Raw genomic sequence first — 19,999 nt, forward strand, 5'->3', positions numbered from 1 at the left:
GAGTTATTAAAGATAGCCTAAGAATCTGTTTTTCTATTCAACTGTAAAATTATTCAAGTTAAAATGCACTATTATAGTTAATTAGATATTGTTCATGTGTTTTAGATATACTTAATTAATAAGCTCAATAATACCAAGAGTTATTAACAATATCCCTGAAATTAATGGGGCATATTTACCTAAAAAATTTCCTAATATATGATTTCCTATAGTCTCACCAAACATAATTGTAAGAATACTTATAATAAATGTGGTTATAACAGTAAACTGAATACTAACTCCTGTTATACTTGCAGCTACTCCAGTACCTAAGTTGTTAAATGTAAGTGAAATTGCCACAAAAATAGCTTCCTTTATGCTTATATCACCAGAATTATTTAAATCTGATTTTTCAGCATATTCAATCATGTCAGTAATGTCTTTTAATGCAACATCTTTTGACTTCTTAGTATATATAATTTTTATTATACTTTGAATTGTAAAATATCCCCCCAATATAATAATAGCTCCAGCGCCGAAAATATTTGATATATAGTTTGGTAAAAATTTCGATATATATAATCCAAGATACATAGCTAAAAACGTACCTGTAGATGTTATAAATGCTATTACAAGATTTGCAATTATCGGTATTCTTATTTTTTTTATTCCATATGCAATTCCAATAACTACATTATCTAAATTAGAGGATAAACTAAATAATAGTGCAGATAAAAGTAATGTCATATATATTTCCCTTCTCAATCATTTACAATTTAACATATGAATCACAAATTTATATTGTGATTTTCTTTTAATCTATAAATACTAAATTTAAAAACTAATTTTAATATTCTACAAATAACGTTGATAATGTACTTCCAGATAAATTTGATTTAATTGGGGCAGCTATTGCATTAGTTTGAGTTATTATCATTATGTATGCTTCAAGAGGATAAAAACAATATATTAGATTTTTGAATAATTAATGTGTTATTGGTTAATTATTATAACTGTGTAATAATAAATTATTACTCGCACACTAACAAAAAAATGAGGTAGTATTTATGCTACCCCATTTCTTTATTTTGATTTAATCATAAATTAATCCTTTTAAATTTTATAATCTTTGCTTGTAATTCCAATTATCTGACCCTTTTAAGTAATTATCAGTTGTGTGTGTTTTTACAGTGTTATTGTCTAATATTTTACCCCATTTTACTCTTTTAGATCTATTCCACCCTGCTCCCTGACTATTGTATTCCATAAATCTTGCAGTTTTTTCATTAGCTGCATTTCCCCAGTTATTCCATCCAAGTGAAGAAATATGAGCTCCTAGCTGACAATTTTTTAATACAGTACTTCCATAAGGTCTCCATGGTCTTCCTAAATACACAGACCCTTTTGGAGCTGCACCTGTAAATTTACATTCGTTAAACATAAATCCATATTTTTGAGTTTGTTCTGTTGATGGTGCTGTAACATATCCTCCATGATTAGAATTTATTTCACATTTCTCAAACACAGCTGTCATTGCACCATAAATGAAATCTACATCACCTTCAATATAACAGTTTTCAAAATAAGCTCTATATGCTTTTGCTCTCAAATATAAAGTATCTTGTCCACCAATTATTCTACAATTTAAAAATGCATTTCTATCTGAAGTAATTTCTATAGCATTTGCTCTCTCTATTTGGCCTGCAGTATTTTCAAAGGTAACGTTTTCTGAACAAAAATTACTTCCAGAAACTATTACTGTAGGTGTTTCTGCATTGTATTGACTACTTTTCTTAACATCTACATGATCATTATAAGTAATAACAACTCCTTTTTCACTTTGTCCTTTAAAAGATACTAAATTTTGACTTATTCTAACCTTTTCTTTATAAGTACCATTTTTAATATATATGGTTACTCTTTGTTTGTTATTTTTTGGAATAGAATTAACCGCAGCTTGCACTGTTTTAAAATTACCACTTCCATCCTTTGCTACTACGATAGTTTTACTTGTTGCAGCAGTTACATTTACATCTTTAAAATAAAATATAGACATAAACAAAAACATTGTTATCCCAATGGATAATACTTTTTTAATTAGTTTATTATTTCTTTTCAAATTGCTCTCCCCTAACATATAAATTTTATATTACTTTCCTAAGGATTTTACTTTATTAATAATTTTGGTATCTAAACTATCACGATGTAATGAATTACCTGCACTAGCTATAACTGTCTTATATGCATCAGCTGCACTTTGTAAAGTGATTGGAACAACAGATTTAACATAAGGAGCATTTTGAACTGTAGCATGTGCCTTTGAAATGTCATTATTCGTTATCAATCTTCCATTTAATACTCCATCTTTATTTCCATCGAAATAGTTATTAGAATTATATATATGATCTGTACTAGTGCATTCCCCTATAAAATTACCACTTGACTTTTGACCACAGATAAAATAATTATTTATCAAATCTTGGTAGTGATTTGCAGATGAATGACCTCCTACAAAGCCACATACATTCCAGTTGTAAATCACATTATTTTCAAATTGAATATTTGACTTTGCTTTTGGATTCCTAGTTCTATTATCAGCCCATAAACAATGATGAATAGATAAATTATCACACTGCTGCAATATAGCACCAGAATATTGTGGTGCTACCCCATCTGCAATAATTGAGTATTGAATAGTAACGTTTTTACTATTTTCCATGTGTAGATTATCCCATCTTCCAGATTCTATAGAAACATGATCTACCATAATATTATTAGCATTATCTATATATAAACAACATTTTCTAGCGCCACCAGTTAATCCTTGACGAAAACGAACATATCTTATAACATCATTTTGTGCTTTAGAAAAAGAAGAAGATTGGCCTGCAATTGTAATTCCTTCATTTGGAGCTGTTTGTCCATTAATTATAAGATTACTTGCAAAACTAAGTTCTGATTTAAGATTTATAGTACCAGAAACATCAAAAACCACAGTACGATTTGGCTTACTAACTGCATCCCTAAAAGAACCTGATCCAGAATCATTTAAATTTTTAACATGATATACAGTTGTTTTTATATTTGTCCCTGCTAATGCGCCACAACCTTCTGCTCCTTGAAAAATTGGAGTAGTTTGTGCATTTGCTACTACTGTACTCAAAGGTGATGATAGTAAAACTGCACAAGCTATGATACTTATTAATTTTTTTAACATAATATAACCTCCTCATATAATTCAAAATAGATTCAGTACAAGTAAAGTATTCTTCTTTTTTTGTTGGATTTTCATTATACCCTCCTCTCTAATTTTTTCACAATATATACCCAATGCTAAGAACCTACTTATGATGACATACTGACATAAATTAAAAATTAGATAAATATTTTTTCCTTAAAATAGCCAGAATAGTTCGTAAAAGATAAATATCTATAAATTAAGCACAAAACTAAAAAAATTACAGTGGTATTTAAAATATATCCCTGTAATTTTTTATATAAAGAAAGTATAAAGTTATAATATTGATTGTACTTGCCTATCTAATTCCTCTTTAGTTATTTCTCCTGAATGATCTTCAACTATATATCCATCTTTATCAATAAATAAAGTTCTTGGTATGTATAAAAGATTATATTTATTTGCTGCATCAATATCTTTATCAAATAGAATATTCATACTAAAATTATTATCTTTTATGAATTTTTTTGCTGTGTCTACTGTTTCTCTCTCCCCATCAGTTAAACTTATCATCAAAAAAGTAACTTTGTCTTTGTCATATTTCTTAATAACTTCATTAAAGTAAGGCATTTCCTTTTTGCATGGTGGACACCAACTTGCCCAAAAGTTTACTACAACTGGCTTTCCTACATAATCAGATAATTTTACTTTGTTGGAGTTCTCATCATATACAGTAAAATCTTTTTCTTTCTGTTTTTTAGTTAAATCACTAACCTTATTATCACTTTGTGAATTATCTATTTTCTTTTCATTTTGTGAATTATCTATTTTACTTTCTATTTTCCTTTCATTGTATCTTGAATTTAAATTGTTATACGCCAAATAAGAAATAGCTAAAATTCCCCCAAAACATATTAATGTTAATATTAATTTTTTGTTTTTCATAAGCCCTCCTAAAGTGTTAAAATTGAAAGTATTTTATTTAAATAACCTGTCATCATTGCCACACCTGTAACAACAAGTATTATTCCCGAGATTATATTTATTAACCTGTAATTTCTTTTTATAAAATCAAAGGTTCCCTTTACAGTATCTATAAAAATAGCACATATTACAAAAGGCACTCCAAGTCCAATGCTATATATTAAAAGCATTATAGCCCCTTTAAAAACTTGTTTTGAATTAACCGCTATCATTAAAGCAGTACCTAAAAATGTTCCAACACATGGTGTCCATCCTATTGCAAAAATCATTCCAAATATAATTGATGATAGAAATTCAAGTGATTTTATTTTTGCATTTATTTTTAAGCTTCTTTCTAAAAATGGAATTTTAAATACTCCAATATAATTAACTCCAAATATAATAATTATTATCCCACATATAATATTAACTATATAATTATACTCTTTTATTAAACTTCCAAAGGTTCCTGCTAATATTCCAAGTAATGTAAATATCATTGTGAATCCTAATACAAATCCTAAAGCATTTATTATTGTATTATATTTTTTCTTACTACTTTCAACATTTTCACCTGCAAAATACGAAACATAAATTGGCAACATAGGTAAAATACACGGTGATATAAAAGTTATTATTCCTTCTAAAAATAATAATAGATATTCCATTCATACACTCCTTACTATATTCTTTAATTATTTATAATATAGTCTCTAATAGATAAGTAACTATCTAATCTTATATTACAACAAAACTTACTTAAACTATTTCAAAATTATTTCACATACATCTCTTGTAAAATTCTCATCTGGAACCCACACATTATTTTTTTTAACCATACATACTGTAACAGTTGCATCAGTTCCTTCCTTTGGACCTTTTTTAAATTCTTCTTCAACAATTTTATATGATTCACTAATCATTTCATCACTTGTCATAGAAATCATATTTTTAGATTTCTCTGACATTTTTTCTTGCCCTTCTTTAATTATTTCACGCAATTCAAAATAATTAGTTTTAATAGTAATTTTTGCAGTATCATTAGATGTTGATACTAATTTTACTTCATATTTTAATTGAGACAATCCATTCATAATATTGTTTAAAAAAATATGTTTATATTTTTCTGGATTACTTAAAACACAGGCTAATGAAGAGTTTTGTAACTGTGTCATCAATATATCTTCTTCCTTCTTTCTAAGTACATTATAATCCTCCTCATTAATTCCTATTTTTTTAATATTTGATTTATCTGCTTTAAAAATCACATCTAAATATATTTTTGCACTTTCTTCTGGTGAATGATTAAATCCTCTCCATAAACTAAAGATTAATACTGATATTACTAATATTAAAATAACTACACCAATTACTTTTATCTTCTTCATACATTCCTCCATATAAACTACTTAAAATTCAAATTTTAGCTTTTCTTATTTATTTTCCATGCTTTATATTCATTTCTATAATATTTTCTATATGGATATTTTACTATTTAAAAGAAAAAAAAGATGTAATATAGCTTACACTTATTATACCTATTATTGATTTTTTCTTCTAATTGATATATCTGCTTTGAAACTAATGCTTTAAAACATGTAAAAAAGACTAATACAAAAAATAGAGAATTAAACTTAAAATCAAGTATAATTCCCTATAATTTCGCTGAATCCTTACCATCATTAGATCTCTTCCATGATTGACTATGATCTGAATAAACAATAATTACAAGTGGTGCTCCAAATGAAAATCAATTCAGAAAATCGTTCTGCAGCTGCAAAGGTTTATAACGATTATCGTGAACCTTTTTTAAATGAAATTAAAGGTGCTTTAACTAAAGATCTTTTAATTCGTGATGAAGATGTTCAAGTACTTCATGGATTTGACAGCATGGAAAATGCCCAAGCATATTTAAGTAGTGATTTATTTAAAAACGATGTGTTTGTTGGACTAAAAGATTTATGGACAATAGATCCTGATGTAAGAATTTATAGTCTATAATAATTTTATAACAATATATTCACTTAGCGGTGGTTTTGTAAAAAGCAAAATCACCGTTTTACTTTATAAAATTATTTATGATAATAAGAAGACCTCTCAGTTTAGTAATTCCTTAAATAGACTATTTATCTACTCCTATCATTAAAAATGTAATATACTATATACATCTTAAGTTTTATTATTATACTATATAGATGGGGATTTAACATATATTACCCCTACTCAAATCGAAAGGATATTTAGAAATGTTAAATACTAATAGCAATTTTTTTAAGAATACTATAAATTTATTTCCTGAAAATTATCTTAACTCATTAATAAAAGATAAAAAGGAATTTACTTTTAAAAAGGGAGAGCTTATTTGTACAGCTGAAAAATCAAATAAATGTTTTTTCATTATAAAAGAAGGATATATATGTAATTTTCATATTTACATAGATGGCAAAGAATGTATTACAGGCTTATTATCAAGTGGAGACATTCTTGGTCTTACAAATGTATTTTCAAACAAGAAAAATAATATATTTTCAAGAGCTTTGACAGATGTCAAAGTTATTTCTATTTCTGATGAAAAATTTAAAACACTTGTGAAACAAGATTCATTACTTGCAATGTCTTTATTAAATTATTTTTCTGAAACAAATCATGATATGATTGAAACTCTAGAGCAAATTAGTTATGGTACTGTTGAAAACCGACTTGTTTTTTTATTTAAGAAACTTATAAATTTTGAGGAAGAAAATAATGGATGGTATCCAATTTCTGTTTCACTTACCCATAAGGATATAGCTGGCATGATTGGGTCAAGTCGTGAAACTGTTACTATGAATATAAATAAACTTTTAAAAGATGGTGTAATTAAGCGCATCGAAAATATTATATGGATTCAATTATAAAAATTAAACTAATTGTAAGGTACCTTACATCTTTATTTAGCATCTGGTGTTAAAATCCTCATATAGCAATTCAAAAAATTGAAATTAGGAGGCGATTGTAATGAATAATATTTCATTAGATGCTATAAATCAAACTAACCAAACTAGAATTAATTATTGAGTAATTATAGTTAGATATAAAGTTTGTGTACATACTGTTTGTTAGCAAATACGATTATATCCTCCAATTATAATGTAAATTAGATAAGAATAAAATCAATAAAAGAAAGTAGGATGTTTATGATTGAGTATAAAACTGAAGGTGTATGTTCAAAAAAAATCGAATTTATAATTGAAGATGGAATATTAAAAGATGTTGAATTTACATCTGGATGTAATGGTAATCTTCAAGGTATCAGTAAATTAGTTGAAGGTATGAAAATAGAAGATGTTATTGATAAACTTGAGGGAATTAAATGTGGACCAAGAAATACTTCCTGCCCTGCACAATTAGCCAAAGCATTAAAGCAACAATTAGAAAAATAAAAAAATTATATTAAGACTTCCATCAAGCAATGAACTTGCATTTAAAAAGTAGTCTTTAAAAGAGCAAAAAAACTATGATTTTTTTGCTCTTTTTTATATAGAATTAGAATTTATCTTTAACATATATAACACAAGGAAAATGCTTCTAAATATAATTTAAGTTCTTCATTAGTTAACTCACTATTAAAAGAAAAGACTAAAGTAATCTTACTTATTAATTTAGGATATATGTATCAAAATTTTAAAATTTCTAATTTCATTTCTACTTAATCTTTTCTTTATGAAACTTCTCTAAATTGTTAGATTCTTCTTCATATAAATTTTCTAAATAGTAATGATCTTGTAACTTTCTTGTTAATGTGTCCCATAAATACACTCTTTTCTGAAGTTCTATTCCATACTCTCCTTTGATTTTAACTTTCAATTCATTTAAGTGTGTTTCGCTCTCAAACTCCTCAAAACTTTTCATTTTTTTCGTTTTATAATCTGTAAGCATAGAAATGACATACCTTCCATGCTCTTGTGATTTTTCTTCTAATTCAAATTTTATAACATTAATAAGACCCCATATTACAAATTGTTCCTCATAAATCCCCTTACTACTATATGACTTTAATTGCTTATAGAATTCATCTTTTAACTCCATCAAATATTGAACACTATTATTTTCTTTAGCTGAAGCATATTTTTTCATTAATCTATAACCGATTGCAACCCCACCTATACTTCTTATAGAAGTATTAGTTAATTCAATAGCATCTGAAATATACTCCTTGTTATTAATCTCATTTATAAATTCATCAAATGCTTTAATAAAATTTTTTATGAGTAATCCTTCAAGTAAAGCATTTTCTTTCCTTGCTTCTTTTCTAAACTCCTCTCTGGCTATCAAAAAGTTAGATAGCGATTCTAATTCACTATCAGATATAGTATCATCATTTAAATTTAAAATGAGTTCATTAACTTTTCTTATTAAACTTGGTTTTAATTCTTTAATATTTTCACTATTTAATTTATTTAATAAGTCTTTTACCTCTTTAAAAAACATAACTTCCTCCTAAAAAAATTACTATTTATGATACTAAATTTCTAATTCGAAACTATCTATTATTCTTTATATATTTTATAATGTGGTCTTTCACAATTTTTTTCCCAAAAACCTTCTATTCCCAAACTTTTAATTTCTTTATTACCTTCCAACCATTGCAAATATACCTCTTCTTCAAAAATTTTCTGTGTTTTATCACAAGGAAATTCAGTACATTCACCACAATAATCAATCTCATGTTCTTTTGTGCAATCAAGAATAAAGCAGCCCGCTATACTACATCTATGATGTTCTCTGTTGCGACATCCTGAACATTTCCCCTCACTATACTTTATCAACTCTTATTGAAAGACTTTAAATCCTTTAAGCTCATTTGGAGAATGTTTTTCATAAAAACCACACATACCTTCTGTATATTTTAATAATTGTTTTGCTGTTTCAGAAATCACTCCATGTTCATGAGCGCTACAAGTATGGCACATTAAAGAACATGGAGCTATTTTTTCTAGTAATTCTTTTTTCTTCACACCCTCATCCTCCTCGCATTTTTTAATACATATATTTAAATTAGAATTGATTATACTTATTTTTTATCTTCAAGTGCTAAAGATGTAAACCTATATGTTCTATTCCAATTATGATACCAGGCACAATCAGCTAAATAACTTTTCCATAAATGCCTAATAACAAAAAAGCTGTGACTGGCAGACTGGCAAGAGCTAAGGGAATCCCACAAAAACTGTGATAAAAACTCTCTTCTGTACGTTCATTAATGAAATTTTAGCATTTTGTATTTTCATTATTTCTAAATATATTTTTCAATTTTTTTAACCCACATATTCATAATTAATTTTTGTGGGAGTATTTTAACTAGAATATGCAGGTACTTCACATACAATGTACAAACTGACATATCCTTTCCTTTCTTTGCATCTCTCAATGCCTTTATTGCAACCTTTTCTGCTGATACAATACCATCGAATTTTACCTTTTTCCCATTTATCTCTTTTGTTAGTAAATCTGTATCAACCCAACTTGGACACACTGCTGTTACTGAAATTCCTTTCTTTTTCAATTCTACATTCAACGCTCTAGAATAAGTTTTTTCAAATACCTTTGTTGCTGCATATAAATTAAGATATGGTAATGGTTGAAAAGATGAGGCAGAAGATATGTTAAGTATTCTACTTTCCCTTTTCATATATGGAATACACAATGTACATAGAATAGTAAGTGCACTACAATTTATTTTAATAGTATCTTCAATCTCTTTTACTGAAAAGTCATCATAATTCCCCATTCTTGCAATCCCAGCATTATTAATTAAAAATGCTATAACTGGTTTTTGTTCTTCTAACATTTTACCTATAGAAATCAACTCTTCTGTTTTGGATAAATCTTTTGAAATAGTAATTATTTTATCGCCTAATTCATCCTTTAAAGCTATAAGCTTTTCTTGATTTCTAGCTATAACCCATACTTCATCTACTTCCTCTTTAATCAATAGTTTGGTAAATTCTTTTCCTATACCCCCACTAGCTCCTGTAACAATTGCAATTTTATTTTCCATCCTATTTTCCATCCTATTCTCCTCTCTCAATTATCTTAATCCACCCTTTATCCACCCAATGCTGATTGTCAACTGACAATGTTTTTTCTTTTTTAGCAACAACCTGATGCATTATTTTAGTAATTTCAAATTTAATCCTTACCTTTATTCCCTTATGTGCTATATGCACTTTTTTATATTTTCTAGCAATATTTTTCGTTTTTCTGATAATAATATTTTTACGCTTATTAGATAGTTCATTCCAAATAACACCCTCAAGCAATCCTATGCCCAATTTTTTAATATCAGAAACTCCAAGCCAAGATAGACTTGTTGCAATATCTTTTTGTGCTCCACCATTAAACATACCCACAGCATTTGTCAAAATTACAGCTCTTTTATTAAACATTTTTTCATCTGGCCTATGTACCATCCAATGTACACATAAATGATCAAGCAAAGCTTTCATCTGAGAAGTAGTTCTTAATGCATAAACAGGAGAAGCAAATACAAGTAAATCAGAATCCAAAATAGAATTCCAGATAGGCATAACATACTTTGCATGAGGACAAAACTGATCACCTTTCAAAAAACAATTTTTACACCCACAGCAAAAGTGAGGCAAATCCTTTGGTAAATAAAATTCTGTTATTTTATTTCCATCACGCAAAATATCTAAAAAATTTTCTTTAATATTATAGGTACACCCTTTTACTTCAGTTCCATTTATCACAATAATCTTCATATTAGAATCATCTCCATATTTTTCTCATACTATCTTCTTAACGGAGAATAGAAAATGAGGCATATCAATTTCCTTGTAATGCTTAACAAACTTATCTATACAAGTCATTCCATTTCGTATGGCTACATTTTGTGATGATATATTTGTATCTCGAATAATAGAATATACTTCCTTAGCATTTAGTTTATCAAAGGCGTACTCCTTACAGGCAATTGCAGCCTCACTTGCATATCCGTGATGCCAGTAATCTTTTTGAAAAAGATAACCAACTTCCATTAACTTATTGTTATTACAATCTTGCATTGTTAATCCACATTGTCCTATCATTTTACCTGTTTCTTTCAAAATAACTGCCCATAGACCAAATCCAAATTCTTTATACCTTTCAAGTTGCCTGTCAAGCCATACTTGAACTTCATCAATGCTAAATGCACCCTCATAAGCATACATTACATCATCATCCTGTAAAATTTTACATAGAGAAGGGAAATCTGATTGTGTCATTTCTCTTAAAATTAATCTTTGAGTTTCTAATACCATATGTTACCTCCTATAAATTGTATTAAAGCCTGTCATACGAAATTGAAATTTTATCTATCCAAACCTAATTTCTATTGATTATAGTTACTGGAATATCTAAATTTCTAATCATAAGCTTGTCTATTCTTAATCTTTCTTTATAAAAAGAAAATACCCCTTCTTTCCCTTTTAAATCATGGCTTTTACCATAACTTATATTACTAACCCAATTAGCAACTTCATCAATCCAATCCTTTCTTGATTTATGTAATGCTTTTCTTTCTCCTGCTGCTTTCATTACTGTTTTTTCAACATCAGCAGGCTCAATATAAACAAGACATGGATTTAGGCACTTTACTGTATTCAACAAATTATTAAGATATATCAAAATTTCTTCATCACTTTTTTCATATATACCTAATAACTCAAATATGTGATTTTGAAGGAAAGCACATTCAAAAATATAAATAGCATCATCTAATAATGCTTTCTTAGCAAATCTCTCCCATCTCTTTAAGTGTATTTTTGTAAACTCCTTTAAGCTACGTCTACCATCATATATTTCTTTTGATGCAACTTCATCTATCAAACTCCAATAACAATCTTCTGGAAAGTTTATTTTTGTATAAGCTAAGATAACATGCTTGTCTTCCTTACGAGCTTGAATTTCAATTCTATTACTTAGTTCCTCCCTGCTAATAGTCTTTTGAGAAGTTTCCCACATTGCCAAACACTTTGATAGAAAGTTATTGTATTCTTCTTCATTTAGATAAGCATTCCATGCCATATCTGCTGGATGAGACATTCCTTCTTCATAAAGTATTACATTTTTACATTGTGACATTAACTTTTCCTTTATTTTTCTTGCTGTAGTAGTTTTACCTGCGCTAGGTATACCTTCTACCAATATAAGCCTATTTTCCATATAAAAATCCTCCTATCCAATTCAAGTAACATAATTAGTATTGCTACTTGAATTTACTTAAAATAACGTTTGTACTTACATTCTTCACTAGAATCATATATAAATACAAATTGTAATCTGTCACATTTCAGATTACACTTATCTACCATATGAAAATAACTTTTTAATTCATATAATTTTCTTGCTTTGATTACAAATGTTACAGGAAGCATTTTAGCTTTTTCAGCAAAATCCCTATCTTTATATAATTGAATAATATCATCGTCAGATTCTTCAATCATTTCCTCAATTACAAATCCTGCTTTTGCTAATGCATTGATATAAGAAAATTAAATCATTTGTCTCAATTTTCATTTCTATATTCTCCTTTAACCATGAAACCTTCTTTTCAAGTTACTATTTATATTACTCAACCCTTAAATGGATATCAAAGTGTTTTTTCTCTAGAGTATAATTCTGCCCACACTGGTATAAATCCTGATTTAATAGCAACACCTTGAGAATATATATTAGACTCAATAGTACTATAAAATGGAATTTTTCCTCTCTTCATAATTTCATTCTTTAATAAAGAAACTAAATTTGTGGCTATCCCTTTTCCACGGTATCCTTCCATAACATTAATACCAATCTGCCACATATCTTCACAATCACAGCTTGCCCCTGCCATACCAATAATCTCATCTCCATTTAAAGCAGCAACAGCTAAAACATCTGGATAATTATCATCAAAAGCAAAAGCTTCATCAAATCTATCATCATTTTTAAATTGGATAATATCATCCTGCTTATACCATCTAATATCTGTAATAGGCTCTACCTCCTCTAAAGCTTCTAATGGTAAATAAAAATGATGAATATCAGCTACCTCATGTCCAAAATCTTGAAGCATTTTGTCTATATCCCTAATTACAGGAAATAGAAATAACCAGTTAGCATCATAATTATTTAATTTTTCTTGAAACCAAATCATAATTTCTGGTGTAGTAGAAACTACAGCTCTTCTTCCAAAGCAAAGAATCTTAAGCGAACAATCATCATTATCATAGAGTCTTCTTCCTATTTTATGTTGCTTTTCAACCACAGTATTTTCAATTTTTTCTAAATCTTCAATCTCACAGCTAAAATCTAAAGATAGCTGTTTCTTTGCAATATTTAACATCTCATTTTTAGTAAACATAAGTTCTCCCCCTATTTGTTATTAGGGAACTTCCCCATTAATAGTTGTTATAAAAAACACTCCACATGATTTTAAAAAATTAGAAGTAATCAAAAAACTTTCCCTTATAGAAATTCTCATTGTCAAGTTTTTTTGCTGTCATCCTGAACATTACACAGCCATCTGGGCACACAATATCCTTGCTATATTTATCATTGCCACCAATGTTCTCTAAATCGCCTCCACTTCTGACTGCCTCCATGATTGGGAACATAATCATCATAACCTTGGAACAGATACCCTGGCCATCCGAATTTATGGGACAGCCATAGGTACAGGTATATTTATCCCCCACTTCCTCGCCGTTTCGACAATACCGTTCTGTATGGTCACTGTGAAGAAACCCAATTACCTCAATTTCAAATTTATACTCTTCATCATACCATTTTTTCATGATTAACCTCCAAATTACTATTTATAACACTAAAATTTATCAATAAATTTTCTTGAACTATTTCTGTTTCAATTTCCTTATTTTCTAATTTCTCAAAACAATCTTCATAATCAATGCTGTATTTCCATCTTTTCTCACTAAACTTGAATTTGTATTTCAATTTCAGGTATTATAATAAGCATTGGTTAATATACTTCTAAATCACCATCAAAATTATCTGCTTTTTCCAATAGTGGTCCTTTAGCACCCATAGTGAATGCAATATCACTACTTCTAATTGATAAAAGTTCCATTCCTTTTGAAATATCAAGAATTTCCAACATATTATCTGTTAATTGAATAACTCCATTATCATGTATATATACCCAACAATATAATCTTCCTTTATATTTAATAAATTGTCCTTGCTTTAGTTCATATTCACATAATACTGGAGTATCTTTTAATATGTTGCCTATTTTTGAAGGATACAAAAGGCCTTTCCTAGTTACTACAAACCCGCCTGTTTTTTTACTTCCAGAAATCAAATATATCTTTTTTTCTGATGTTATATCATACTCTGAAATTGCTTGTGTGGGAAGATGAACACTTAAATCATCACGCACTAAAGATTTCCCGAATATGAACTTTCCTCCTTTATTCATTTGAGGCATTATATCACTTCTTTCATATTATTATTTATAATACTAAACTTAAAATTGAAATTTATTATGGTAATGGATATACTCATATTGTAATGTATAAGTTCTTTCTTAAATTATCAATTGCTGGTGTATCAATTCCACTCTTTACAATTAATTCATCAAACTCCTGTTGCAACAGTATCATCTCGTTTTTTGCTATGCATCAATATCTTTGCAGAATATAGATGGGATTTTTGATTGATTAAAAATCTTGATTAAGGTCTCTACACGTCTAGTTTTTTCACCACTATATTCACCAAAAGTTGTAGTTTGAAAAGCCCTTTGAATACCTTTTCCAGTAAAATAATACACCTTTCCATCTTTAAGTTCTCCTCCAGCAGATGGGAAACCAAGCATAAGTCGGTCTTTGCCAACAGCAGTTACCCATTTTTCATAGCCACTTGCTGTATTAACAACAAACACAATATTCTTTGAACAATTTTGAGATAAAGCAAAAAGGATATTATCAACTTGTACTCTTTGCATAACAACGATAATGTATGAATATTGATCATTTGGTGACAGTGTATCAATAACATTGACATTTGCCTGCTCAACTTTTTGTGTCTTAGGATTAACAAGAACAATCCCTTCATTCTTTAATTCCTCAAATCTTTTTCCACGTGCTAAGACAGTTACAGCATTTCCTGCAAGTGAAAGTTTTCCTGCAAAAATACTACCAATGACACCAGCCCCATATATTAATACTTTCAAAATAACTCCTCCATTTTTATAAACTCACCACTTGTGATTCATTTCATAAAGTACCTATTGTATCCATTTTTTAAACTTTTCCCTAATTTTATTATAACATATATTGTATACAAACCATCCCTTATAATACAATTATTGCCTATAAGAATAGCCTTAGACAAATCACTTAAATGCCTAAGACTAAAATTTCATTTACTTATGATATGACATGCTTTTTTATTACTAGAGTTTCTATAATATTGATATGAAATATAATACAATTAACGATAGTGGTATAATTAAATCTGTTAATATTATAAAAGAATTTCCAGGCTTAAAATTTTTACTTTTTATCAGTTCTTTTATATGCACTATTGTTGCCCCAATAAATAATGTGCTAAATGCTACTATTGTTGCTAGCCAAAAATCTTTACCCATCCAAATGCACAATATTCCTAAAATTTCATACCCTAACTCAGCATATCCTAATTCTTTTTGAAATGGACTTTCTTTTTCCCATCCTATATATCCTGCTACCATATCTGATTTAAATACATGTCCTAAAAAGCCTTGAATACCTGCTAACGATACTGTTATAACTAATTGATAAAATAACAAATTTGTAGATATTGATTGTGCGCTCCTTATTTCAGAATTAATTATTGTTGTTACAATCCCCACTATTGCTCCTATTAACCAAAAAATAAAAAATCTCATAAAAAATATAAGGTGACAAAACCTTATAAAATCAATTTAAGTCAGGAGACATGTATTATGATGACAAATAAAAAATTAAAAGAAGTACTAACTCATTGGGAATTGAAAGAAGCAGTTGAAATTAAAGACTTATATTATGCATCTAGTGGTGCTAAATCTGAAAATGCTTATGTGGTTACTTGATAATAAAGATTTACTAATAATTAAAAAAATCGCCAAGCTTAAAACACTTGCCGATTTCATTGTACCAAACACGTAAAAACTTACATTAAGAATTATAAATCTTTAGTAAATTCTATGCTATTATAACTCTTCTGTCTTATAAATAGTATACCCTTCATAATAATAACTTGTATCAATGCCCTTCATATAAATTTCTCTGTCATTGACTTTATCAGTTAACGCTTGTTTCAAAAGGTACTTAATCTCAATGTCTTTTATAGGACTACGTTCCATTGCAAATTAATCATTTTCTGGCTTTGTATCTAGAAGATTTTTTAATAATTTTTGAAGTACATCCACAATAGCTGTGATGATACTTGTTGCTAAAATACTGATTATACTTAATGCTATAGGACCTGCTGGGTCATCTCCTGTGAATTTAGAAATTACCTTTAAGGTTACTATCCCTAACAGGAAGAAGATGATGATTGTTAAACCGCATTTCTTTATAACCTTCAAAGATTTAAGTGATAACTGGGAAAAAGCATTGTTCTTTTCAATATAGGTTAATAGTTTAAAAACTTGATACAATGCAACAGAAAATGTAATACAGAATCCATATGCATATCCTAATAAGGGATATAGTGAGTAGTCACCTGGATGTGCTTTTGGTTCTCTAATAGCTAGTACAGGGAACCAAAAGATACATAAAGCAAGCACCACAATTCCAATGAAAAAAATAACTACCTTTAAGAAAGTGGTTGACCATTGTTTATCATTCATTTAAATCACCTCACTAATTTGATAATAAAATAATTTTAGCACCCTATTTATCGTTTTACAATAAATTTATGGGGATGAAAATAAGGAATCCATTTTCCAGGTTAAGATTTCATTAATGAATCTTTATCTAGAATTGTAATAGAGTTTGCATCATATTCTATTACTCCATCTTCTCTCATTTTATTTAATTCACGAGACAAAGATGTTCTTTGTACACCAAATTTTTCTGCTAAACTTTTTTTAGTTAATGCCAACTTAACTTTATTGCTTTTTTGAGCATAACTTTCATAGATTAAAAAATCACTTATAGATTTTCTTAGTGACTTAAAAGATAATGTTCTTATTCTATCTGCTAAAATCATAGTTTTATCTGACAATAATTCAAGAAAATTAGTTAAGAAAGTAGTGTTTCTTTGACAAAGCTCTAAAATCAAGTCTTTCTTTAAATGAATAATATTAACATCAGTTTTTGCTAGAATGGTCATGGGATAAAAATTGTTGTTGCAAAAAAGCAAATTACCTCCTATCATATCCCCAGCATTGAAATCACTTATTGCAATATAATTTCCCTTATCATCAATTCCTTCTATAGAAACCACACCTTTTAAAACTATATCTAAAGTTACACACTTTTCCTTTTGAAAATATATTACTGAGCTCTTCTTATAGTCTTTAATAAAATAGGAGTCCTTTGTAAATAAATTTTCAATATTTTGAGAAGTAAGCCCTTTAAACAAGTCTACATGTTTAAGCATTTCAATAAAGTCTAACATAAAATTTCTCCTTTTCTCAAATTAGTTACCTTGGTAACTGAATATAATTTTAAAACAACTTATACTTAGAGTAAAGATACTGAAAGGGGAAATTTCAATGGATATTTTTACGCTAAGTCTTTGGATAATCACAATTATATGGTTTGTAATATCTATCATTAAAGACAAAAATAAAACCATTAATTCTGTTAAAATGTCAAGTGGATTAATGAGAAATATGATAGGAGAAATTATCGGAATACTTTTTCTCATAGGTTTATTACTTACAATTATTCCATCAGATATAATCAAACAGTATTTAGGTGGGGCAAATGTATTGCTATCAACTATTGTTGGAGCTTTTGTAGGAAGTATTACTTTAATACCAGCTTTTGTTGCTTTTCCACTTGTAGGCTCACTTGTAAATGCAGGAGCTAGTATAATTCCAGTAGTGGCATTTTTAACAACTCTCACTATGGTCGGAATTGTTACCTTCCCACTTGAAAGAAGAGAGTTTGGATTTAAATTTGCATTAACTAGAAATTTATTAAGTTTTGGATTTGCAGTTATTATAGCGCTTTTAATGGGAGGAATAATATGAATACAGTAATCAAGAATATTAAGAATAACATGTTTTTAACCTTTGTAATTTTCCTATATGTGTTTCTATTAATATTTATGCCTGATACAGGTATAAAATCCTTTAATAACAGTTTATATTATGTAAAAGAAATGCTTACAATAATGCCTGTAATACTTTTATTGACTTCTCTTATAGAAGCTTGGGTTCCTAAAAAAACAATCGAAAATGCTTTAGGTGAAGATTCTGGAGCTAAAGGTTTTATATTTTCTTTTTTATTAGGTAGTTTTTCAGCAGGTCCTATTTATGCAGCATTTCCAGTTTGTAAGATGCTTATAAAAAAAGGAGCAAGCTTAGCTAATATTATAATTATTTTAAGTGCTTGGGCAGTAATTAAGATTCCAATGCTTGCTAATGAAGCAAAATTTTTAGGTCCCAAATTTATGGCTCTTAGATGGGTATTAACCACAATATCAATTATATTAATGGCAATTATTACATCAAAAATTGTTAAAAAAGATGATATCCCTATGGAAGATATCTCAAACAAAGAAGATACTATATTAAGTGTAGACCAAAATTTCTGCCTTGGTTGCGGATTGTGCACAAAAATAGCACCAGAACATTTTATAATACAAAATAGGAAAGCAAAGACGATTAACATGATATTAAAGACTGAAAAAAATGATAAAATAAAATTTGCTATTGATAAATGTCCTGCAAAAGCCATTAGATATACTTAAAACTTTTTTAGTTTCAGTAGCTTAAGCTACTGAAACTACTATTGTAAATTCTTATTTTTACACTATTTTTTATAATTATTCTTTTAAAAGTTTGTATGGTGCTCTTTTATATTCAATATCTCCAACCACAAATTTCTTTGGATCCACTCTACTACTTAACTGTCTTGTCTCAATAAATTCTTTTGATACAGACACAAAATATTGTTGATTTTCTTTTTCAATCAAATAATACTCATTGCGGTCTTTTAGCTGATATGCTAACTCAAAAATTCCAGGTTGCGTAATAAAGTCCAAAACATTCTCAATAGGAGTTAACTTCTTTTTACGCATAAGTGGATAAATAAAGTTTGCATCATTAAATTTATTTAATACCACTGCATCTTGCTTGCATCTACAACGTCCACTTTTTACAAAGTCATCCAAATTGATTGACTCTTTAATTACTAATTTATCTATATTACTATCATTGTCTAGCAAATAATCAATACTTGTATTAAGGAAAGTTGCGATTGCTTTTAGATTCCCTATATCAGGCATTCCTTTATCAGATTCCCATTTAGTAACCGCTTGTCTAGATACACATAATTTTTCTGCTAATTGTTCTTGGGACAATCCAACTCCTTTTCTTGCTTCTTTTAATTTTTCTCCTAATGTCATAATTATTACCTCCATATTCTGATTTCTACATAAACTCATTGTAGTAATTTCACAGTAGCCTATGAGACTCAAAAGTACAAGAAACTGTTGTTTTCCTTAATGCAACGTATCGTAGCAAAAGATTTATGCTATAAAATATGTCTAACATAAATCTTTCGTCTATCAATTTCTACTTTATCAATATATATACTATAGTTGAGAAAATATCATGACATATATTTACAGTTAAAAAATTTTATAAAAAAATAGAGACAAACTTCACATTTTGTTGTATAAATTAATTTGCTG

The 19,999-nt window shown here is 28.1% G+C and carries 29 protein-coding genes and 1 pseudogene; 6 read left to right on the plus strand and 24 right to left on the minus strand.

What is annotated here, in order from left to right; all coding sequences use genetic code 11:
• Positions 1 to 111: 111 nt before the first annotated feature.
• The 6 genes from NNC19_RS22020 to NNC19_RS22045 form a co-directional block, all read right to left on the minus strand.
• Positions 112 to 726 (minus strand): manganese efflux pump, encoded by a 615-nt coding sequence (locus tag NNC19_RS22020; RefSeq protein ID WP_310940850.1) that lies wholly within the window; start codon positions 724 to 726, stop codon positions 112 to 114.
• Between the two features lie 373 nt (positions 727 to 1,099).
• Positions 1,100 to 2,098 carry a pectinesterase family protein gene (locus tag NNC19_RS22025; protein ID WP_310940851.1) on the minus strand — a complete coding sequence of 333 codons (999 nt, stop codon included), beginning with the start codon at positions 2,096 to 2,098 and terminating at the stop codon, positions 1,100 to 1,102.
• A gap of 30 nt (positions 2,099 to 2,128) precedes the next feature.
• The gene (locus NNC19_RS22030) at positions 2,129 to 3,196 is read right to left on the minus strand and encodes a hypothetical protein (protein WP_310940852.1); all 1,068 of its coding nucleotides are present in this window, start codon (positions 3,194 to 3,196) and stop codon (positions 2,129 to 2,131) included.
• A gap of 297 nt (positions 3,197 to 3,493) precedes the next feature.
• The gene (locus NNC19_RS22035) at positions 3,494 to 4,102 is read right to left on the minus strand and encodes a TlpA disulfide reductase family protein (protein ID WP_310940853.1); all 609 of its coding nucleotides are present in this window, start codon (positions 4,100 to 4,102) and stop codon (positions 3,494 to 3,496) included.
• A gap of 8 nt (positions 4,103 to 4,110) precedes the next feature.
• Positions 4,111 to 4,788, minus strand: a complete 678-nt coding sequence (locus NNC19_RS22040) for a cytochrome c biogenesis protein CcdA (protein ID WP_310940854.1) — start codon at positions 4,786 to 4,788, stop codon at positions 4,111 to 4,113.
• Positions 4,789 to 4,884: 96 nt separating this feature from the next.
• A complete protein-coding gene (locus NNC19_RS22045) occupies positions 4,885 to 5,508 on the minus strand; it encodes a DUF5105 domain-containing protein (protein ID WP_310940855.1) in 624 nt (207 codons plus the stop codon).
• A 355-nt stretch (positions 5,509 to 5,863) separates the two neighbouring features.
• Between NNC19_RS22045 and NNC19_RS22050 the strand changes: the two genes are divergently transcribed.
• From NNC19_RS22050 to NNC19_RS22060, 3 genes are all read left to right on the plus strand, one after another.
• Positions 5,864 to 6,121 carry a hypothetical protein gene (locus NNC19_RS22050; RefSeq protein WP_310940856.1) on the plus strand — a complete coding sequence of 86 codons (258 nt, stop codon included), beginning with the start codon at positions 5,864 to 5,866 and terminating at the stop codon, positions 6,119 to 6,121.
• 245 nt (positions 6,122 to 6,366) lie between these two features.
• The gene (locus tag NNC19_RS22055; protein WP_310940857.1) at positions 6,367 to 7,017 is read left to right on the plus strand and encodes a Crp/Fnr family transcriptional regulator; all 651 of its coding nucleotides are present in this window, start codon (positions 6,367 to 6,369) and stop codon (positions 7,015 to 7,017) included.
• Between the two features lie 279 nt (positions 7,018 to 7,296).
• Complete coding sequence (locus NNC19_RS22060; protein ID WP_310940858.1) at positions 7,297 to 7,542, plus strand: TIGR03905 family TSCPD domain-containing protein; 246 nt, start codon at positions 7,297 to 7,299, stop codon at positions 7,540 to 7,542.
• Positions 7,543 to 7,804: 262 nt separating this feature from the next.
• Here the strand turns inward: NNC19_RS22060 and NNC19_RS22065 are convergent, their stop codons facing one another.
• The 14 genes from NNC19_RS22065 to NNC19_RS22130 all read right to left on the minus strand — a co-directional run bounded on the left by NNC19_RS22065 (position 7,805) and on the right by NNC19_RS22130 (position 16,034).
• The gene (locus NNC19_RS22065) at positions 7,805 to 8,590 is read right to left on the minus strand and encodes a hypothetical protein (RefSeq protein WP_310940859.1); all 786 of its coding nucleotides are present in this window, start codon (positions 8,588 to 8,590) and stop codon (positions 7,805 to 7,807) included.
• Between the two features lie 59 nt (positions 8,591 to 8,649).
• On the minus strand, positions 8,650 to 8,928 hold the full coding sequence (locus NNC19_RS22070) for a DUF3795 domain-containing protein (RefSeq protein WP_310940860.1): 279 nt from the start codon (positions 8,926 to 8,928) through the stop codon (positions 8,650 to 8,652).
• Positions 8,929 to 8,931: 3 nt separating this feature from the next.
• Positions 8,932 to 9,117 carry a hypothetical protein gene (locus NNC19_RS22075; protein ID WP_310940861.1) on the minus strand — a complete coding sequence of 62 codons (186 nt, stop codon included), beginning with the start codon at positions 9,115 to 9,117 and terminating at the stop codon, positions 8,932 to 8,934.
• A gap of 278 nt (positions 9,118 to 9,395) precedes the next feature.
• The gene (locus tag NNC19_RS22080) at positions 9,396 to 10,172 is read right to left on the minus strand and encodes an SDR family NAD(P)-dependent oxidoreductase (RefSeq protein WP_310940862.1); all 777 of its coding nucleotides are present in this window, start codon (positions 10,170 to 10,172) and stop codon (positions 9,396 to 9,398) included.
• Between the two features lies 1 nt (position 10,173).
• Complete coding sequence (locus tag NNC19_RS22085) at positions 10,174 to 10,884, minus strand: flavodoxin family protein (RefSeq protein ID WP_310940863.1); 711 nt, start codon at positions 10,882 to 10,884, stop codon at positions 10,174 to 10,176.
• A gap of 24 nt (positions 10,885 to 10,908) precedes the next feature.
• A complete protein-coding gene (locus NNC19_RS22090) occupies positions 10,909 to 11,424 on the minus strand; it encodes a GNAT family N-acetyltransferase (protein WP_310940864.1) in 516 nt (171 codons plus the stop codon).
• A 64-nt stretch (positions 11,425 to 11,488) separates the two neighbouring features.
• Positions 11,489 to 12,328 carry a thymidylate kinase gene (locus NNC19_RS22095; protein WP_310940865.1) on the minus strand — a complete coding sequence of 280 codons (840 nt, stop codon included), beginning with the start codon at positions 12,326 to 12,328 and terminating at the stop codon, positions 11,489 to 11,491.
• Between the two features lie 53 nt (positions 12,329 to 12,381).
• Positions 12,382 to 12,609: a hypothetical protein gene (locus tag NNC19_RS22100; RefSeq protein WP_310940866.1), complete on the minus strand. Its 228-nt coding sequence runs from the start codon at positions 12,607 to 12,609 to the stop codon at positions 12,382 to 12,384.
• 146 nt (positions 12,610 to 12,755) lie between these two features.
• The gene (locus NNC19_RS22105) at positions 12,756 to 13,508 is read right to left on the minus strand and encodes a GNAT family N-acetyltransferase (RefSeq protein WP_310940867.1); all 753 of its coding nucleotides are present in this window, start codon (positions 13,506 to 13,508) and stop codon (positions 12,756 to 12,758) included.
• A 79-nt stretch (positions 13,509 to 13,587) separates the two neighbouring features.
• Complete coding sequence (locus NNC19_RS22110; protein WP_310940868.1) at positions 13,588 to 13,941, minus strand: TIGR04076 family protein; 354 nt, start codon at positions 13,939 to 13,941, stop codon at positions 13,588 to 13,590.
• On the minus strand, positions 13,925 to 14,101 hold the full coding sequence (locus NNC19_RS22115; RefSeq protein WP_310940869.1) for a hypothetical protein: 177 nt from the start codon (positions 14,099 to 14,101) through the stop codon (positions 13,925 to 13,927). Before NNC19_RS22115 ends, NNC19_RS22110 begins: the two co-directional genes overlap by 17 nt.
• Positions 14,102 to 14,126: 25 nt before the next feature.
• A complete protein-coding gene (locus tag NNC19_RS22120; RefSeq protein WP_396136474.1) occupies positions 14,127 to 14,585 on the minus strand; it encodes a hypothetical protein in 459 nt (152 codons plus the stop codon).
• A gap of 195 nt (positions 14,586 to 14,780) precedes the next feature.
• The gene (locus NNC19_RS22125; RefSeq protein WP_310940871.1) at positions 14,781 to 15,338 is read right to left on the minus strand and encodes a 2-dehydropantoate 2-reductase N-terminal domain-containing protein; all 558 of its coding nucleotides are present in this window, start codon (positions 15,336 to 15,338) and stop codon (positions 14,781 to 14,783) included.
• Positions 15,339 to 15,569: 231 nt separating this feature from the next.
• Entirely contained in the window at positions 15,570 to 16,034 is a 465-nt protein-coding gene (locus tag NNC19_RS22130; protein WP_310940872.1) for a DUF6790 family protein, read from the minus strand.
• Positions 16,035 to 16,091: 57 nt separating this feature from the next.
• Between NNC19_RS22130 and NNC19_RS22135 the strand changes: the two genes are divergently transcribed.
• Positions 16,092 to 16,217 (plus strand): hypothetical protein, encoded by a 126-nt coding sequence (locus tag NNC19_RS22135; protein WP_310940873.1) that lies wholly within the window; start codon positions 16,092 to 16,094, stop codon positions 16,215 to 16,217.
• A 120-nt stretch (positions 16,218 to 16,337) separates the two neighbouring features.
• Here the strand turns inward: NNC19_RS22135 and NNC19_RS23550 are convergent.
• The 3 genes and pseudogenes from NNC19_RS23550 to NNC19_RS22145 form a co-directional block, all read right to left on the minus strand.
• A pseudogene (locus NNC19_RS23550) lies at positions 16,338 to 16,493 on the minus strand (cell filamentation protein Fic); the annotation flags it as partial.
• 3 nt (positions 16,494 to 16,496) lie between these two features.
• Positions 16,497 to 16,979 (minus strand): DUF2975 domain-containing protein, encoded by a 483-nt coding sequence (locus NNC19_RS22140; RefSeq protein WP_396136475.1) that lies wholly within the window; start codon positions 16,977 to 16,979, stop codon positions 16,497 to 16,499.
• 101 nt (positions 16,980 to 17,080) lie between these two features.
• Positions 17,081 to 17,752 carry a Crp/Fnr family transcriptional regulator gene (locus NNC19_RS22145; RefSeq protein WP_310940874.1) on the minus strand — a complete coding sequence of 224 codons (672 nt, stop codon included), beginning with the start codon at positions 17,750 to 17,752 and terminating at the stop codon, positions 17,081 to 17,083.
• A 97-nt stretch (positions 17,753 to 17,849) separates the two neighbouring features.
• Here NNC19_RS22145 and NNC19_RS22150 point away from each other — a divergent pair, with 97 nt between their 5' ends.
• Both NNC19_RS22150 and NNC19_RS22155 read left to right on the plus strand, forming a co-directional pair.
• Complete coding sequence (locus NNC19_RS22150; protein WP_310940875.1) at positions 17,850 to 18,332, plus strand: permease; 483 nt, start codon at positions 17,850 to 17,852, stop codon at positions 18,330 to 18,332.
• Positions 18,329 to 19,054, plus strand: coding sequence for a permease (locus NNC19_RS22155; protein WP_310940876.1), 726 nt, complete (start codon positions 18,329 to 18,331; stop codon positions 19,052 to 19,054). Before NNC19_RS22150 ends, NNC19_RS22155 begins: the two co-directional genes overlap by 4 nt.
• A gap of 75 nt (positions 19,055 to 19,129) precedes the next feature.
• Here NNC19_RS22155 and NNC19_RS22160 read toward each other — a convergent pair whose 3' ends face one another.
• Positions 19,130 to 19,711, minus strand: a complete 582-nt coding sequence (locus NNC19_RS22160) for a helix-turn-helix transcriptional regulator (RefSeq protein ID WP_310940877.1) — start codon at positions 19,709 to 19,711, stop codon at positions 19,130 to 19,132.
• Positions 19,712 to 19,999 lie beyond the last annotated feature (288 nt).

Source organism: Clostridium sp. SHJSY1, from assembly GCF_031626875.1.
Lineage (GTDB): Bacteria > Bacillota > Clostridia > Clostridiales > Clostridiaceae > Clostridium.

Coding starts and splice junctions, on each gene's coding strand:
- NNC19_RS22110 (WP_310940868.1), bottom strand. CDS start 13,941: ATGAAAAAATGGTATGATGAAGAGTATAAATTTGAAATTGAGGTAATT.
- NNC19_RS22090 (WP_310940864.1), bottom strand. CDS start 11,424: ATGGTATTAGAAACTCAAAGATTAATTTTAAGAGAAATGACACAATCA.
- NNC19_RS22140 (WP_396136475.1), bottom strand. CDS start 16,979: ATGAATGATAAACAATGGTCAACCACTTTCTTAAAGGTAGTTATTTTT.
- NNC19_RS22065 (WP_310940859.1), bottom strand. CDS start 8,590: ATGTTTTTTAAAGAGGTAAAAGACTTATTAAATAAATTAAATAGTGAA.
- NNC19_RS22095 (WP_310940865.1), bottom strand. CDS start 12,328: ATGGAAAATAGGCTTATATTGGTAGAAGGTATACCTAGCGCAGGTAAA.
- NNC19_RS22060 (WP_310940858.1), top strand. CDS start 7,297: ATGATTGAGTATAAAACTGAAGGTGTATGTTCAAAAAAAATCGAATTT.
- NNC19_RS22035 (WP_310940853.1), bottom strand. CDS start 4,102: ATGAAAAACAAAAAATTAATATTAACATTAATATGTTTTGGGGGAATT.
- NNC19_RS22020 (WP_310940850.1), bottom strand. CDS start 726: ATGACATTACTTTTATCTGCACTATTATTTAGTTTATCCTCTAATTTA.
- NNC19_RS22080 (WP_310940862.1), bottom strand. CDS start 10,172: ATGGAAAATAGGATGGAAAATAAAATTGCAATTGTTACAGGAGCTAGT.
- NNC19_RS22100 (WP_310940866.1), bottom strand. CDS start 12,609: ATGATTGAAGAATCTGACGATGATATTATTCAATTATATAAAGATAGG.
- NNC19_RS22135 (WP_310940873.1), top strand. CDS start 16,092: ATGATGACAAATAAAAAATTAAAAGAAGTACTAACTCATTGGGAATTG.
- NNC19_RS22155 (WP_310940876.1), top strand. CDS start 18,329: ATGAATACAGTAATCAAGAATATTAAGAATAACATGTTTTTAACCTTT.
- NNC19_RS22040 (WP_310940854.1), bottom strand. CDS start 4,788: ATGGAATATCTATTATTATTTTTAGAAGGAATAATAACTTTTATATCA.
- NNC19_RS22130 (WP_310940872.1), bottom strand. CDS start 16,034: ATGAGATTTTTTATTTTTTGGTTAATAGGAGCAATAGTGGGGATTGTA.
- NNC19_RS22050 (WP_310940856.1), top strand. CDS start 5,864: ATGAAAATCAATTCAGAAAATCGTTCTGCAGCTGCAAAGGTTTATAAC.
- NNC19_RS22055 (WP_310940857.1), top strand. CDS start 6,367: ATGTTAAATACTAATAGCAATTTTTTTAAGAATACTATAAATTTATTT.
- NNC19_RS22145 (WP_310940874.1), bottom strand. CDS start 17,752: ATGTTAGACTTTATTGAAATGCTTAAACATGTAGACTTGTTTAAAGGG.
- NNC19_RS22030 (WP_310940852.1), bottom strand. CDS start 3,196: ATGTTAAAAAAATTAATAAGTATCATAGCTTGTGCAGTTTTACTATCA.
- NNC19_RS22105 (WP_310940867.1), bottom strand. CDS start 13,508: ATGTTTACTAAAAATGAGATGTTAAATATTGCAAAGAAACAGCTATCT.
- NNC19_RS22045 (WP_310940855.1), bottom strand. CDS start 5,508: ATGAAGAAGATAAAAGTAATTGGTGTAGTTATTTTAATATTAGTAATA.
- NNC19_RS22085 (WP_310940863.1), bottom strand. CDS start 10,884: ATGAAGATTATTGTGATAAATGGAACTGAAGTAAAAGGGTGTACCTAT.
- NNC19_RS22120 (WP_396136474.1), bottom strand. CDS start 14,585: ATGAATAAAGGAGGAAAGTTCATATTCGGGAAATCTTTAGTGCGTGAT.
- NNC19_RS22160 (WP_310940877.1), bottom strand. CDS start 19,711: ATGACATTAGGAGAAAAATTAAAAGAAGCAAGAAAAGGAGTTGGATTG.
- NNC19_RS22150 (WP_310940875.1), top strand. CDS start 17,850: ATGGATATTTTTACGCTAAGTCTTTGGATAATCACAATTATATGGTTT.